The sequence below is a fragment of the Pseudomonas sp. LFM046 genome (genome assembly GCF_000949385.2).
Lineage (GTDB): Bacteria > Pseudomonadota > Gammaproteobacteria > Pseudomonadales > Pseudomonadaceae > Metapseudomonas.
This window is the reverse complement of the sequence record NZ_JYKO02000001.1, coordinates 4,735,733-4,750,513: the sequence shown is the minus strand read 5'-3', so window position 1 is coordinate 4,750,513 and position 14,781 is coordinate 4,735,733. Positions and strand designations below refer to the sequence as shown.

Here is a 14,781-nt window from a genome sequence, read left to right as displayed (position 1 = left end):
GCACGTCCGTCGGACGTTTTCCGCGCCCTTTCCGGGGCGACGGATAGCGACTGGCTAGCAAGGCTCGTACCAGGCCCAAAGCCCCGGAACTGCTGGGGTTTGGCGTGGTCAATCGAGGGGAGCGCCCCTGCCAGGTGCAACCCGCACCGCCATGGCGCGACGCTGAAGACCGCCGTGCGAACCGGTATACTCCCGTCCATTCGCGGTTCTTGCTTTTCTCTCCAAAGGTCCCCCCATGCGCAATGACGCTCTCGACGAAGTGGATGATGTCCCCAGCCTGACTACCGATTCCCGTGATCGCGACGAATTCGGCCATCACCCGGCCGCTGAACCCCTGCATCGCCACAGTGGCTACACCACGGCTGCGCCCCAGACCCGCGGCGCCAGCACCGGCCCGCTCTGGGCACTGGTGGTGGCCCTGGTGGTCGCCTTGTGCGGCCTGGGCTGGTGGAGCTTCCAGCAGATCAGCCTGATGGAGCAGCAACTGGTGGCAACCCAGGAAAGCTTTGCCCGCATCAGCGAAGAAGCGGCCGGCCGCATCCAGGACATCTCCGGCAAGGTGGTGGCCACTGAGTCCAATGTCACCAGCGGCAGCGAATCCCTGAAACTGCAGATCAAGCAGCTGCAGGCACGGGTGGCCGAACTGGCCAAGCAGCAGCAGAACACCAATACCCAGGTGGGCAGCCAGGGCAAGCGCGTCGATCAGCTCGCCGCCGACGTCAAGACCGCCCAGGGCGCCGCCAGCCAGGTCGGCACCCAGTTGGGCAGCAAGCTGGACAGCCTCGCCGCTGAGCAGAGCAAACTGAAGGCATCCCAGGGCGAGATCGCCCAGTTCGACACCCGCCTGAAGGGGCTGGGCAGCGATATCGAGGCACTGAAGCGCCAGGGCAATCCGAACCAGGCGATCAAGAGCCTGGAGCAGGACATGCTGGTGCTGCGCAGCGAACTGGACAATCGTCCGGCAGCGTCCCAGGGCGCCAGCACCGCCGAGTTCGACGCCTTCCGGGCACAGATGACCCGCAATATCAGCACCCTGCAGAGCCAGGTGCAGAACCTGCAGCAGCAGATCAACACGCGCTGATCGCTGGCGGTTCGATAAAAAGCCCTCAGGCTGTAGTGGCCTGGGGGCTTTTTGTTTTCCCGATCAGCGTGCTCGGGGGCGGGCTCAGAAGGTGTAGAGGTAGTTCAGGTAAAGCCGCTCGGCGTTGTGGGTGATGATGCCCGCCGGCCCCCGGGAGGTGGTGGTGCGTTCGATGCCGTCGGGCTGGCCCTTGGTGTGGAATTCGTTGTGTAGCCAGATCAGGCTCAGGCCTTTCAGCGGCCCGGTGAAGTTGTACTGGAGCAGGCTCTGGAATTCCCGGCGGGAGAAGCCGTCATATCCGGCAGCATGGTTGGAAAAGGCGTAATGGACATCCAATCGCAATTGCGGAAGTCCGATGGTGGAGAAGTTGCTGCCGCCCACCAGCTTGAACATCTCTTCATCTTCGAGGCCGAAGAAGTAGAACAACTTTGCGCTACTGTTCCAGGCGCCGTGATCCTTGCTGAAGAATAGCCTGTCGAAGTCGTCGCCGCGGACCTTGTTATAGGTCATGCCTGCGTAATAGTCGGCCGTCCTGTATTTGGCTGAAAGATCCATATAACGTGCATCGTGGGAACTTTCCGCAGCATAAAGTCCGGGTACGCCATTGTGTTCGAAAAGGTCGCCGGCATCCTGTTGGATGCCGTGGGTGGCGTAGAGCTCGATGGAGCGGCCGGCACCCAGGTCGATGCCCTGCTCCAGCTTGACGGAGGCGGCGCGCAGGTACTGGTCGGACTCGGCGTATTCGACCAACAGGCGAGTGTTCGAGGGCAGTTGGTAGCCCAGGGCGAAGAGCTGCAGCTTGTCGATCTTCTCGCCACGGAAGTTGGTCAGGTCGTCGCTCCAACCGTTCTCGTTGCGTGGGCTGAAGCCTTGGATGCGGCTGTAGCGCAGGTTGAGGCCGTCCACGCGGTAGTCCAGGTCCAGGCCCAGGGTGGCGGCGGGAAGGATGCGGCTGGTGTCGTCGTAGTACTGGGCATAGCGGCGAATCTTCTTGCCACCGCCCAGCACCAGTTCGCCTGCGTCGCCCTTCAGACGACCGCGCAGGTAGGCTTCGATGGGCTTGGCCAGGCCGTGGGGCGACTGCACCGAACCGTCCGGCTCCAGGTTGCTGATGCTGGTGGCGACGTCGCCGACGTTCAGGTCGTCGGCCAGTCCGTAGCTGTAGTCCAGGCCTAGCACGTTGCGATACCAGCCGGAGTTGAAACTGAACTGGGTACCTTGGACCCATTCGTCACGGGTGGGCCCCACGCCGTCGCCATTGTTTTCCTTCCAGTAGAACTGGCTGTAACGCAATGATGTGGTGCTGTTATCGATGAAGCCGTCGGCGTTGCTAATTCCGGTCAATAAATATCCGGCAATCCCGACCAGATGGTTGCAGCGAACTTTTCGCATCTCTTCACCTTTTATTCTTGTGTTCCGACGACAGGGCCGATGTGCGGGCTTGGCTCTATTGTCGAAAGACCGGAATAAAGGGCAATTGAACTGTGTTCCACACTATGGATTCGCCGCTCGTCATCAATAAAAGGACGGCGAGCGAAGTTGTTCCCGGCTGTTGTCGAGGGAACTTGGCGTATCTACAGGTTGTTCGGTCAGCCGAGGCTGAGCTGCAACTGGCTGATGGTTTCCGCCAGGCTGCCCAGGTGGCGTTGCTGCACGCTTGCCACGCTGTAGGTGTCCCGTGGCCAGTGCAGCGCGATGCTGCCCACCAGGCGGTCCTGGCTGCGCACCGGCAGCGCCACGGCGCGGATCAGGAACGGCAGGCGCACCGCGTACTCCCAGCTGCCCTCGGTGCGTTCGCCGAAGCCCTGGGTGTTGGCCTGCTCGTGAATGCGCAGCAGCTCGTCGCCGCTGAGCCGGTGGTGCAGGGCCAGGCGCAGCACTTCCGAACTGTCCAGCTCGCCCAGGCAGGCCTTGCCCATGGCCGAGTGAAACAGGCTGGCCTGCAGCCCGATCACCAGGCGGTTGGACGGGTAGCGCTTGCGCAGTACTTCGGGAATCGCGCTTTCCATCACATGCAGGTCGTCGCCGTCGAAGAACGACAGGTCCGCCACCAGGCCAGTACGTTCGCTGAGCTGCTGCATCAGCGGTGCGGCCTGTTCCACCAGGTGGCGGCTGAAGCGCTGACGCGGATCGCCGAACAGTCTCCGGGAGCTGAGGCGGTAGCGCCGGTCGCACAGGCCACGGTAGAGCCAGCCCTGTTCCAACAGCGTATGCAGCAGGCGCGAGACAGTGGCCTTGGGCAGGCCGGTGAGGTAATGCAGTTCCTCCAGCCCCAGTTCCCGGTGTTCGCCGAGCAGTTCGACGATCGCCAGTGCGCGCTTCACCGACCGCACGGTGCCGCCTTCATCTCTGCGGTGCATGTCCGTTTCCTTTCGTGTCCCTTGTGGGCTCACCGCGAGACGGCTGCAAGATGCAAGCCCACGGCAAGCCCAGCGGGGCTGAATCCCACCGGCACGTTGATGACCGAGATGCCGGCCAGCATCACCTCGCGGCCAGACGGCTGGCGCGTGCGGATGCCCTCCGACAGGGGCAGGGCGTCCAGTGCGACGATTGCCTGCCGCAGGGTGGCTGGGGTGTTCTGCGGGAATTCGACTCGGGTTATTCACAGGCTCCGCGCAGAGGGGGCGAGAAGGGGGCGGCGTTCCAGGGCGGCGGGCGCGCCTTCGCGCAGGAAGCAGGTGGCGACCAGGCCGATCAGCGAGGCCACGAGTACGTACCAGGCCGGGGCCACCGGTGTACCGCCTACCTGGGTGAGCCAGGTCACGATGAAGGGGGCGAAGCCGCCGAACAGCATCACCGCCACGTTGTAGGCCAGGGCCAGGCCGGTGGAGCGCACGCGGGTGGGGAACTGCTCGGCGACAGCGGTGGGCACCGGGCCGTAGGACACGCCAATCGCGGCGCAGAGCAGCAGTTGCATCGCCAGAAGCCGCTCCACGCTGGGGGCTTGGGCGACCCAGGAGAACAGCGGGTAGATCAGCAGGAAGAAGGCCAGGGTGCCACCGAACAGCACCGGGCGCCGGCCGATGCGGTCGGACAGGGCGCCCGCCAGGGGGATGATCAGGGTCATCAGCGCCACCGCCAGCATCTGCACCATGAACACCTGGTCGAGCGGCAGGCCGAGTTGCTTGTGGGCGAAGGTCGGCATGTTCACCAGCACCACGTAGAAGGCCACGGTGCCGCTGATGGAGCTGCCCATGGTCACCAGCACGGCGCGGCGGTGCTGGCGCAGCACCTGCAACAGGCTGAACGACTCGCCCTGGTGCTCCTGGCGGGCGTCGAGGAAGGCTTCCGTCTCTTCCATGTGGCGGCGCATCCACAGGCCTACCGGACCGATCAGCAGGCCGAGGATGAAGGGCAGGCGCCAGCCCCAGCTGTCCAGCGCTTCCGAGGACAGCGTGGAGGTCACCAGGGCGCCCATGCCGGCACCGGCGAATACCGCCAGGCACTGGCCGAACAACTGCCAGGCGCCGTAGAGGCCACGGTGGTCGGCCGGTGCGCTTTCCACCAGGAAGGCGGTGGCGCTGGCGTATTCGCCACCGGTGGCGAAGCCCTGGAGCATGCGTGCGACCACGATCAGCACCGGTGCGCCGATGCCGATGGCGGCGTAGTCGGGGGCGAAGGCGATCAGGGCGATGGACAGGGTCATCAGCAGGATGATCAGTTGCATGGCTGCCTTGCGGCCCTTGCGATCGGCGTACAGACCGAGCAGCACGCCGCCCACCGGGCGCATGAAGAAGCCGACGCCGAAGGTGGCCAGGGACATCAGCAGCGAGGCGTACTCGCTGTCGGCGGGGAAGAATAGTCGGGCGATGATGCTCGACAGGAATCCGTAGACGATGAAGTCGTACCACTCGAGGGCATTGCCGATGACAGCGGCGGTCACCTGACGGGCGCGCGAGGTTCCGCTCTGGGTAGCGTGCATGGGGAATTCTCCGGAAACGTGGAAGTCAGGCGGCAGTGGTACGAGCCAGGGAATCGGCCGGCGGCGCCTGGAGCCAGGCCTCCGTCAGCGCGGCCCAGTACGCGGCGCCGCGCACCAGGATGTCGTCGTTGAAGTCGTATGCGGGGTTGTGGACCATCGGTCGATTGGCACCGCTGCCGTTGCCGATGAAGAGGTAGCTGCCGGGGCAGCGCTGGAGCATCCAGGCGAAGTCTTCGCTGCCCATTACCTTAGTGGCGTCCAGCACCTGGTCGGCGCCGGCCAGCACTTCGGCCACACTGCGGGCGAAGGCGGTTTCGGCGGGGCTGTTGACCAGCACCGGGTAGGCCGGGCGGTGGTCGATGCTGGCGCGGCAGCCGTAGCTCTCGGCCTGGCTGTGGATGATCGCCTGCACCCGTTCCAGCACCTGCTCGCGCACCTGGGCGTCGAGGGCGCGCAGGCTGAGGCGCAGCAGCGCGCTCTGGGGGATCACGTTGGCTGCCTCGCCGGCCTGCAGGGCACCGACGGTGACCACCGCCGCCTGCTGCGGGTCGACGTTGCGCCCGACCACGGTCTGCAGCGCCATTACGGCGCTGGAGGCGGCCACCAGTGGGGCGACGGCCAGGTGCGGCATGGAGCCGTGGCCGCCGACGCCTTCGATCACGACTTCCAGCAGGTCCTGGGAGGCCATCAGGGCACCTTCGCGGAAGCTCAGGTGGCCAGCCTCCAGGCCGGGCATGTTGTGCATGGCGTACAGGGCTTCGCAGGGGAAGCGCTCCAGCAATCCGTCGGCCAGCATGGCTTCTGCGCCGCCCTGGCCCTCTTCGGCCGGTTGGAAGATCAGGTTGAGGGTGCCCTGGAAGTTGCGGGTGGCCGCCAGGTAGCGCGCCGCTCCCAGCAGCATCGCGGTATGGCCGTCGTGGCCGCAGGCATGCATGCGCCCTGAGTGGCAGCTGCTGTAGGTGAGGCCCGTGGTTTCGATGATGGGCAGCGCGTCCATGTCGGCGCGCAGGCCCAGGGTGCGCTCGGCGTGGCCGTTGCGCAGCACGCCGACCACGCCGGTCTGGCCGATGCCGGTGTGGACCTCGTAACCCCATTCGCTGAGCAGGCGGGCCACCAGGGCGGCAGTGCGCTGTTCTTCGAAGCCGAGTTCGGGGTGGGCGTGGATGTCCTGGCGCAGCGCCCTTAGATCAGTGGCGATGTCGTCGAGCCAGGCCTGGATGTGTGCGTAACGGGCCATTGTTGTTGTTCTCCTCGTTGGGTCGGCGGCCGCTTGCGCGGCTGGGCATCAGCTAACCGCGCGGGCGAGAGGAGGACAATCGAAGGTGGTTCCGCAGGGTGGAACCCGAGGGCGCCGGCAAGAGCGCTGGAGGCTGACGGCCGAACGAAAAAGCCCGGCGCGGCGCCCCGTAGGTTGGGTAGAGGAACGAAACCCAACAAAAAGAACGGCAAGGGGCTGGAGGCTGAACGAAAACGCTTCGCCGGACACCCGCCCGAACGCAGTCTCTTCAGCCTTCAGTGCAGCGAATCCGCCTCCGGCATCAACCTGCAACCCTGGTGCGGGCTCACCCATACGGCGGTGCTGGTGCGGCCGAGGCCGCTGGCGGTTACGCGCTTGTGCTCGGCATCGTCGAGAAAACCGCTGGTGGGCACGTACTGCTTCACATAGCCCTGGCAGTAGTCAGCCGCATTGCCCATCACGTAGCGGCAGGAGCAGTACTCCTTGGCGGTGTAGGCGCTGATGATGCTGGGGAAGGCGGCGAGGTGTGCGCGGTTCGTCCAGGCGGTGGCGGCCAGCAGCACCAGGGCCAGCACCAGCAGGGAGAGCACGGGGCGGCGGGCGATCATGGCTTTACCTCCGGGGCGAAGGCGGCCAGGGCCAGTTTGAGGAAGTCGTTGTGGTGGTAGCTGCCGTCGCGGTCATCGGCGTAGCGCACGATGACCAGTTTCTGGCTGGGCAGTACATAAAGGGCCTGGCCCCAGTGGCCGAGCGCGGCAAAGGCATCTTCCGGGGCGTCCGGCCAGGGTCTGGCGGCGCCTTGCAGCTGGGTGTTCAGCCACCAGTGGCCACCGGGTACGGCGTCACCCGGCTTGGCCGGGTCGGGTTGGTAGTCGGCGAAGGGCTTGCGGTTGAACGCCACCCAATCCGACGGGACCAGATGGCGCTCGCCCCAGCGGCCGCCCCGCTGCATCAGCAGGCCGACGCGGGCCAGGTCGCGGGCGGTGAGGTAGCTGTAGGAGGAGCCGACATAGGTGCCGGCGGCGTCGGTTTCCCAGACCGCCGAGTGAATACCCAGGGGCTCGAACAAGGCGCTCCAGGGGTAATTCCCGTAGGCCTCTTCGCCCACCATGCCGCGCAGGGCGGCGGAGAGCACGTTGCTGTCGCCGCTGGAGTAGCGGAAGCGCTTGCCGGGCACGGCATCCAGCGGGTGTTCGGCGGCGAAGGCGGCCATGTCGCCACGGCCACGGGTGTAGAGCATGGCCACCACCGAGGATTTCAGCGGCGCGTATTCGTAGTCTTCCTGCCAGGCGAGGCCCGATGCCCAGTGCATCAGGTGGTCCAGGTGGACATTGGGATGACCCGCGAAGGCCGGGTAGTAGCGCGCCACCGGCTCGTCCAGCTTGAAGCGGCCTTCGCCGTAGGCAACGCCGAGGACGGTGGCCAGCAGGCTCTTGCTCACCGACCAGGTGAGGTGCGGCGTCTCGGCGCGGGTGGGGCCGGCGTAACGTTCGTAGATGAGCTCGCCATCGCGGATCACCACCACTGCGTCGCTGCGAACACCCGTGCGGCTGGCATCGTCGCGCTGGGGAAAGGCGTAGGACTCGAAGGCCTGGACGGCGCCGCCGCTGGGGGCGGTGCCCTGCTGCCAGTCAGCGGCGGGCCAGGTTTCTGCGCGGGCCAGGCCGGCGGCGAGGCATAGCGCCAGGCCCAGCGGGCGGAGCAGGGGGGTGGGCATCGGAAGGCCTCTTCTGGTTATCGAAGGGCGCAACCTAGCACGGCCTTTGTGACGGTAAAAAGCGCCGAACGCGCCGCCTGGTGGGGTGATTCGGCGCGATAGGTCAGTTCAGCGAGGCAGCCGGTAGTCGTCCGCGCCGAGCAGGTCGATGCCGCATTCCAGGTTCTCGATCCAGTAGAGGAAGGCGCTGATCATTTCCTTGCCGACGAAGGGGCGGCCATGCTGCGGCACGATCATTTCCACGTCCATGCCCCGAACCATGTTGGCCCACAGGCGGCAGATCTTGTTGCTGGCCATGTAGCGGCGGTGGAAGCCTTCCATGTTCGGCACGTGGTTGACGAAGTCGCGCACAGGCGTGGCGTCTTCCACCAGGGAGGCGCCCATGTCGCCGGAGAAGAGGATGCGGCTCACCGGGTCGTAGATCTGGAAGTTGCCCACCGAATGGAGGAAGTGCGCCGGCACCGCTTTCAGTTTGCAGCGGCCGAGGGTGATGGAGTCGCCACGGTCGGGCAGGGCGATGATGCGGTCGTAGGTGGAGATGCCGTGGCTGATGGCCAGGTAGTTGGCGGTCAGGTGCGGCAGGAAGCGTGCCCAGAGCTTGGAGCAGATCACCTTGGCGCGGGTGTGCAGCAGCCATTTGTCCAGGGAGGCGATGATGTCCGGGTCCTGGTGGGAGGCGAAGATGTAGGTCAGGTCCTGCACCGGAATGTGCTTGGACAGTTCCAGGGACAGCGGCGTGTAGGTGAGGTCGCCGCCCGGGTCCAGCAGCAGGTACTGCTCGTTGTCGGTGATGAGGAACTGGTTGGACTGGACGCCGTCGCCGCTCACCAGGTCGTCGAACATCAGGCATTGGTGGGTGCCGTTGTCGAACAGCACGATGGGATCGCGACGCATGGGAACCTCGAGAAGAAAAGCGGCGCGACGTTGTAAGGGTTTTCTGAAGGACGAGGACTGACCTGGATCAAGACTCGCAGGATGTCGCCGTAAGATTGCGCGAGCCTGCGATACCCATCACAGGCCTTGCACTAAACCGGGTGCCTCACCGGCCGGCTTCACAGGCCGAAGGCGGCCCGGGCCTTTTCCAGTCGCTTGGCGCGGGGGCCGCCGGCGATTTCCAGCACGCCCTGGTCGCGCTGCCAGAGACCGGCCCATTGCGCCGGACCGGCGGCGAAGGCCGCGTCCAGTTCCGGTTTGAGGGCCTTGAACTCGGCGAAGAGCGCTGCCAGCAGCAGGTGCATGGCCGGCGCCGTGGCGCACTGCCGGGAGACTTCGGCGGCACCGGTGAGCAGGCCCAGCAGGCGCAGTTGCAGGGCCTGTGGCCAGGCGCAGTCACGACCCACGCCGTAGAGCCAGGCGCCCAGGGCGGCGAGGACATGAAGGTCCTCGATGCTGCGGAAGGGTTTCACATAGGCATCCCAGCCATCGCCGGCCAGGCGCTCGCAATGGGCGCCTTCCAGATGCAGGCGGGCGTGGGGAACGTCGGGCATCAGCGGCAGCGGCTTGAGGTTTTCGACGCGCACGCCCGGGTCGCCATTGCGCACCACGGTCAGGGCCAGGCGCGGCGACTGTCCTTCAGGCTCCTCACGGGCGGCCACCAGCAGCCAGTCGGCGGCATTGCCGGCGGTGACGAAATCCTTGCGTCCACTGAGGCTCAGGCCGGTGAGCCGGGTCTGCATGTCCGCCGGCCGCACACTGCGGTTTTCGGTGACGCACAGCGCTCCGAGGCTCAGCGGCGCCGAGGGCCAAAGCAGGCGCAGGGCGCCCTGGTAGCCGGCGAGGAAGGCCAGCCCCGGCGTGGGGGACAGCTTGCCGCCGAGCACCGCGAGCTCGAAGGGCGTGACGTCCCCCAGACGGTTCAGCAGGGCCCCGTACCAGTCATCCAGTGATTGGCTGGAAGGCAGGTGAGTGGAGGCTTCGAACACGCGTTGCCAGGGCATCTGGGGCTCCTAAGGGGCTGTCATACAAGCATCATGGGATGGTCATGGTGGTGACACCGGGTCTACCTAGCCTGAGCTTGCACAACAAGATCGTCCGGCTGCAACCGGGATCTAGCCGGCCTACGGAGGCTTACATGACCCAGATCGCCATGACCCGCGACAGTGTCGCACCCAACGGGAAAAGCCCTCGCCGCCTGCAGGCCGAGCGCCTGGAAGGCATTGCTGCCCTGCGTGAAGCGCAGGCTTTGCGTTTTCGCGTATTCAGCGCCGAGTTCGATGCCAAGCTGCAAGGCGCCGAGTTCGGCCTCGATATGGATGACTACGATCCGCACTGCCAGCACATCGGTGTGCGTGATCTGGACAGCGGCGAACTGGTAGCCACCACTCGCCTGCTGGACCACCAGGCCGCTCGTGACCTGGGCCGCTTCTACAGCGAAGAGGAATTCAGCCTCCACGGCCTCGGCGACCTGCAGGGCCCGGTGCTGGAAATCGGCCGCACCTGCGTCGATCCCGCCTACCGCAATGGCGCCACCATCGCCGTGCTCTGGGGCGAGCTGGCCGAAGTGTTGAACCAGGGCGGCTACCGCTACCTGATGGGCTGCGCCAGCATCCCCATGCAGGACGGTGGCGTCCAGGCCCAGGCCATCATGCAGCGCCTGCGTGAGCGTTACCTGTGCACCGAGCACCTGCGCGCCGAACCGAAGAACCCGCTGCCTGCCATGGAAGTTCCGGGCAACGTGATCGCCGAGATGCCGCCGCTGCTCAAGGCCTACATGCGCCTGGGCGCGAAGATTTGCGGTGAGCCCTGCTGGGACCCGGATTTCCAGGTGGCCGACGTGTTCATCCTGCTCAAGCGCGACGAACTCTGCCCGCGTTACGCCCGCCACTTCAAGGCTGCGGTCTGAGGCAGCGCATGGCGAAGTCCACACGCTTCTACTTTCGTGTTGCCCGCCTGCTGGCGGTGATCAGCCTCGGCCTGCTGCTCGCCGTGTGGGTCGGTCTGCTGGAGCGCATGGGACGGGGTGAGCTGATGGCGACCCGTCAGCGCCTGACCCGCTGGTTCCTCGCGCGTCTGGCCGCTGCACTGCCATTCCGCGTCAGCCTGACCGGGCGTGTGCCCGAGCGGCCGATGCTGTGGGTCAGCAACCATGTGTCCTGGACCGATATCCCGCTGCTGGGCGCCGTGGCGCCGCTGTCCTTCCTGTCCAAGTCCGAGGTGCGTGCCTGGCCGGTGGCCGGCTGGCTGGCTCACAAGGCCGGCACGCTGTTCATCCGTCGGGGTTCGGGGGATAGCGGTCTGGTGGGCCAGCAGCTCGCCCGTCATCTGGGCGATGGCCGTCACCTGCTGATCTTCCCGGAAGGCACCACCACCGACGGCAGCCTGCTGAAGACCTTCCACAGCCGCCTGCTCACCAGCGCGGTGGAAACCGAAGTACCGGTGCAGCCTGTGGCCATCCGCTACCTGCGAGACGGCCAGCGGGACGAGATTGCGCCCTTCATCGGCGAAGATGACCTGCTCTCGCATCTGGTCCGTCTGCTGCGCAGCGACCTGGCCGAGGTGGAAATTCACTTGCTGGAGCCCATCGCCAGCCACGGCCTGAGCCGCACCGTGCTGAGCCAACAAGCGAAGAGCGCCGTACACGCGGCACTCTTCGGCGAGGAAGACGAAGCGCTGGCAGCCTGAACGGGCCCCAGCGCTCCGCATCACACTTCGCCCTTCTGTGGCCAGCGAATCGGCGGCACCGTTAGGATGTCGCAGTCCAGTTCGCGCATGGCGGCATCCGCCACGCTACCGATCAGGACCCGCTTCATCCCCGTGAGGCCGCGTGTGCCCATCACCAGCAGGTCGATGGGTTCACGCTCCAGCACCCGCCGCAGGGCGGTAGTGGGTTGGCCTTCCTCGATCAGACGCTGGTCGACCAGGGGAGCCAGCTCCTCCTGCTGCAGGAATTCGTCCAGCGCTGCCGTGGCCCGGCGGCGTTCGGCGGCGGCATAGTCGCCCGTCATCGACCCGCCCCCGGCGCTTGCCGCCAGCAGCATGGCGCCGCCCAGCGGGTCGAACGCATGCAGCGCCATGGCGCCTGTCTTCGGCAGCAGGCCCAGCTCATGAGCCGTGCGCACGGCCTGGGCGGAGGCGAGGGAGCAGTCCAGGGCCAGCAAGGGCGCCCGGTAGTCATCTTCAGCCGCCCTGTTCACCAACAGCACCGGCATATGGATGGTGCGCACCAGGCGTTCCAGGGTGGTGCCGACGAAGATGTCCCGCAGGGGATTCTTGCGATGGCTGCCCACGATCAGCAGGTCCACGTCGCCCCAGCGGGTACAGTCGGCGATGTGCCTGGCCGGATCGCCCACTTCCACCCAGATTTCCGGCTGTCGGCCGGCCAGTTCGGTGAAGAAGCCCATCTGCTCCTGGAGGTAGCGGCGCACCTGCTCGACTTCCAGTTCCACCCGCAGTTGCGGCTGGTCCTCATCCACTACGTGAAGAACGATCCAGGGACAGTCGAATTGCCGGACCAGCCGGGCGGCGCGACGCAGCGCGCGGTCGGAACGGTTGGACAGGTCGGTCGCCAGCATTATCGCGTTCATCAGGGCACCTCCATGGAAAGGGTTCTGTTTCCATTGCACAGCAGGAGCCGGGTGCCGCCTTTGATGCAGGTCAAACGATGATTGGCGGGTTGCCTGCGAATTGCTGGAGCTGGGGATAGAAGAGGCGGAAGTCGTCAGAGAGGGGCTGGTAGAGACTTTCCAGCTCGGCCATGGCACCGGCCAGCGCCTCGGGCCGGGAGATGCGCCGGGCCATGCCGGCGATGACCAGCTCCAGGGTCTCGAATTCGCGGTAGCTGCCGAGCCAGTCCTGGGCGGCCATGCGCGGAGCGATCAAGGCAAGGCGGCCGGGAAGCTGCGGTTCGGCCCCGAGCACCTGGTAGACGTGGCGGGTGAAGGCGTCCAGCGGCTCGGCTGCGTATTGCCCCCAGTCGCGGGCCAGGCAGTGGTCGAAGAAGACGTCCAGCAGAATGCCGGCGAAGCGTCGACGCTCGGCGGGGAATCGCTGTTTGGCAAGGGCGATCAGAGGATGGCTGTCAGTGAAGGCGTCGATGCGCCGGTGCAGGCGAATGGCGGCTTCGATGTCAGCCGGCCAGCGCCCGTCCAGCGGTCCTTTGACGAAGTCGCCATAGAGGCTGCCGAGCAGTTGCGCGGGTTGCGAGCCGCCGAGGTGGAGGTGGGCGAGGTAGTTCATGGGCCGAGCTTAACCCAAGGGCGTCCCATCATGACGGTCGATGATGACTATCGGTGCAAACGATCCCATATCGTCCTTTCTCGATATAAAGTTCGTTCCACATCGATATGCGAATCCGACCATGAGCACACCCATCGACCTCGACGAAATCATCAAGGCGCTCGCCCACCCGGTGCGGCGGGAGATGCTGCAGTGGCTCAAGGACCCGGAGAAGTATTTCGTCGAGCAGGACCACCCCTTCGAAATCGGCGTCTGCGCCGGCAAGTTCGACCAGCGCTGCGGGCTGTCCCAGTCCACCGTCTCGGCGCACCTGGCGACCTTGCAGCGCGCCGGGCTGGTGACCAGCCGCAAGGTGGGCCAATGGAACTTCTTCAAGCGCAATGAAGCCGTTATCGCTGAATTTCTTCGCCAGATGAGCGACGAGCTGTAACTGCAGCACCTGCCACAACCCGAACTCTTCAAGGAGCAGGCTCATGCCGACTGCGCTTCTCGTCCTCGCCATGTCCGCGTTTGCCATAGGCACCACGGAATTCGTCATCATGGGCCTGCTGCCCGATGTGGCCGCTGACCTCGGCGTCTCCATCCCCGGCGCGGGCTGGCTGGTCACCGGTTACGCCCTGGGTGTGGCCGTTGGCGCCCCCTTCATGGCCATGGCCACCGCCAAGCTGCCGCGCAAGGGCGCCCTGCTGGTGCTGATGGGGGTGTTCATTCTCGGCAACCTGCTCTGCGCCATCGCCGCCAACTACGGCCTGCTGATGCTGGCGCGGGTGGTCACCGCCCTCTGCCACGGCGCTTTCTTCGGTATCGGTTCGGTAGTGGCCGCCAGCCTGGTGCCGGCCAACCGCAAGGCGTCTGCCGTGGCCCTGATGTTCACCGGCCTGACCCTGGCCAACGTGCTCGGTGTGCCCCTGGGCACCGCCCTTGGCCAGGCCGCCGGCTGGCGCTCCACCTTCTGGGCTGTGACCCTGATCGGCGTCGCTGCGCTCATCGGCCTGTGGCGCGTGCTGCCTCGTCAGGATGACGAAGAAGCCACCGATATCCGCGCCGAATTCGCCGCCCTGCGCGGTGCCGGGCTCTGGCTGGCGCTGTCCACCACCGTGCTGTTCTCCGCTGCGGTGTTCTGCATCTTCACTTACGTCGCTCCGCTGCTGGGCGAGGTGACCGGCGTCTCGCCCCGTGGCGTGACCTGGAGCCTGCTGCTGATCGGCCTGGGCCTGACCCTGGGCAACGTGATTGGTGGCCGCCTGGCGGACTGGAAGCTGGCGCAGACCCTGATGGGCGTGTTCGTTGCCCTGGCCGTGGCCTCCAGTGTCCTGACCTGGACCAGCGCCACTCTGATCCCCACCGAGATCACCCTGTTCCTCTGGGCCACGGCTGCCTTCGCCGCGGTGCCGGCCCTGCAGGTCAACGTGGTGAATTTCGGCAGCGCCGCACCGAACCTGGTTTCAACCCTGAATATCGGCGCCTTCAACATGGGCAACGCCCTCGGCGCCTGGGTCGGCGGCCTGGTCATCGACCACGGCTTCGGCCTCACCACTGTTCCCCTGGCCGCAGCCGTGCTGGCGATCCTCGCCCTGGTCGCGACCCTTCTCACCTTCAGCAACCGTAATCCCGAGCTGCAAGCGGCTCTCGACTGACCCGAGGTAAAC

15 protein-coding genes are annotated in these 14,781 nt (G+C 66.1%); 5 read left to right on the top strand and 10 right to left on the bottom strand.

All coding sequences use genetic code 11. From position 1 onward, the window contains the following. The first annotated feature begins 235 nt into the window (after positions 1-235). Positions 236-1,081: an ATPase gene (locus tag TQ98_RS21855; RefSeq protein WP_044873633.1), complete on the top strand. Its 846-nt coding sequence runs from the start codon at positions 236-238 to the stop codon at positions 1,079-1,081. Positions 1,082-1,165: 84 nt separating this feature from the next. On the opposite strand, the gene TQ98_RS21850 is transcribed toward TQ98_RS21855, so the two are convergent. The 8 genes from TQ98_RS21850 to TQ98_RS21815 form a co-directional block, all read right to left on the bottom strand. Continuing rightward, the gene (locus TQ98_RS21850) at positions 1,166-2,425 is read right to left on the bottom strand and encodes an OprD family outer membrane porin (RefSeq protein WP_242443170.1); all 1,260 of its coding nucleotides are present in this window, start codon (positions 2,423-2,425) and stop codon (positions 1,166-1,168) included. A 245-nt stretch (positions 2,426-2,670) separates the two neighbouring features. Next, on the bottom strand, positions 2,671-3,441 hold the full coding sequence (locus TQ98_RS21845) for a helix-turn-helix domain-containing protein (protein WP_044873635.1): 771 nt from the start codon (positions 3,439-3,441) through the stop codon (positions 2,671-2,673). Between the two features lie 242 nt (positions 3,442-3,683). Then, positions 3,684-5,003, bottom strand: coding sequence for a citrate-proton symporter (locus TQ98_RS21840; protein WP_044873636.1), 1,320 nt, complete (start codon positions 5,001-5,003; stop codon positions 3,684-3,686). 25 nt (positions 5,004-5,028) lie between these two features. After that, positions 5,029-6,240 carry a M20 aminoacylase family protein gene (locus TQ98_RS21835; protein ID WP_044873637.1) on the bottom strand — a complete coding sequence of 404 codons (1,212 nt, stop codon included), beginning with the start codon at positions 6,238-6,240 and terminating at the stop codon, positions 5,029-5,031. A gap of 275 nt (positions 6,241-6,515) precedes the next feature. Next, on the bottom strand, positions 6,516-6,848 hold the full coding sequence (locus tag TQ98_RS21830; RefSeq protein ID WP_044873638.1) for a hypothetical protein: 333 nt from the start codon (positions 6,846-6,848) through the stop codon (positions 6,516-6,518). Beyond that, a complete protein-coding gene (locus TQ98_RS21825; protein ID WP_044873639.1) occupies positions 6,845-7,957 on the bottom strand; it encodes a serine hydrolase in 1,113 nt (370 codons plus the stop codon). The genes TQ98_RS21830 and TQ98_RS21825 overlap by 4 nt, the downstream gene beginning before the upstream one ends. 108 nt (positions 7,958-8,065) lie before the next feature. Beyond that, positions 8,066-8,851 carry an MBL fold metallo-hydrolase gene (locus tag TQ98_RS21820; protein WP_044873640.1) on the bottom strand — a complete coding sequence of 262 codons (786 nt, stop codon included), beginning with the start codon at positions 8,849-8,851 and terminating at the stop codon, positions 8,066-8,068. Between the two features lie 158 nt (positions 8,852-9,009). Further along, the gene (locus TQ98_RS21815) at positions 9,010-9,894 is read right to left on the bottom strand and encodes an acyl-CoA dehydrogenase family protein (protein ID WP_044873641.1); all 885 of its coding nucleotides are present in this window, start codon (positions 9,892-9,894) and stop codon (positions 9,010-9,012) included. Positions 9,895-10,028: 134 nt separating this feature from the next. On the opposite strand from TQ98_RS21815, the gene olsB reads away from it, so the two are divergent. Beyond that, positions 10,029-10,799, top strand: a complete 771-nt coding sequence (gene olsB / locus TQ98_RS21810; protein WP_044873642.1) for an L-ornithine N(alpha)-acyltransferase — start codon at positions 10,029-10,031, stop codon at positions 10,797-10,799. Positions 10,800-10,807: 8 nt separating this feature from the next. Then, the gene (locus TQ98_RS21805; protein ID WP_044873643.1) at positions 10,808-11,578 is read left to right on the top strand and encodes a lysophospholipid acyltransferase family protein; all 771 of its coding nucleotides are present in this window, start codon (positions 10,808-10,810) and stop codon (positions 11,576-11,578) included. 20 nt (positions 11,579-11,598) lie between these two features. Here the strand turns inward: TQ98_RS21805 and TQ98_RS21800 are convergent, their stop codons facing one another. Beyond that, positions 11,599-12,480: a universal stress protein gene (locus TQ98_RS21800; protein ID WP_044873644.1), complete on the bottom strand. Its 882-nt coding sequence runs from the start codon at positions 12,478-12,480 to the stop codon at positions 11,599-11,601. Positions 12,481-12,550: 70 nt separating this feature from the next. Further along, entirely contained in the window at positions 12,551-13,132 is a 582-nt protein-coding gene (locus TQ98_RS21795; RefSeq protein ID WP_044873645.1) for an ACP phosphodiesterase, read from the bottom strand. A gap of 121 nt (positions 13,133-13,253) precedes the next feature. Here TQ98_RS21795 and TQ98_RS21790 point away from each other — a divergent pair, with 121 nt between their 5' ends. After that, positions 13,254-13,562, top strand: a complete 309-nt coding sequence (locus TQ98_RS21790) for a helix-turn-helix transcriptional regulator (protein WP_044873646.1) — start codon at positions 13,254-13,256, stop codon at positions 13,560-13,562. A 43-nt stretch (positions 13,563-13,605) separates the two neighbouring features. Continuing rightward, positions 13,606-14,769, top strand: coding sequence for an MFS transporter (locus TQ98_RS21785; protein ID WP_044873647.1), 1,164 nt, complete (start codon positions 13,606-13,608; stop codon positions 14,767-14,769). Positions 14,770-14,781: the final 12 nt, after the last annotated feature.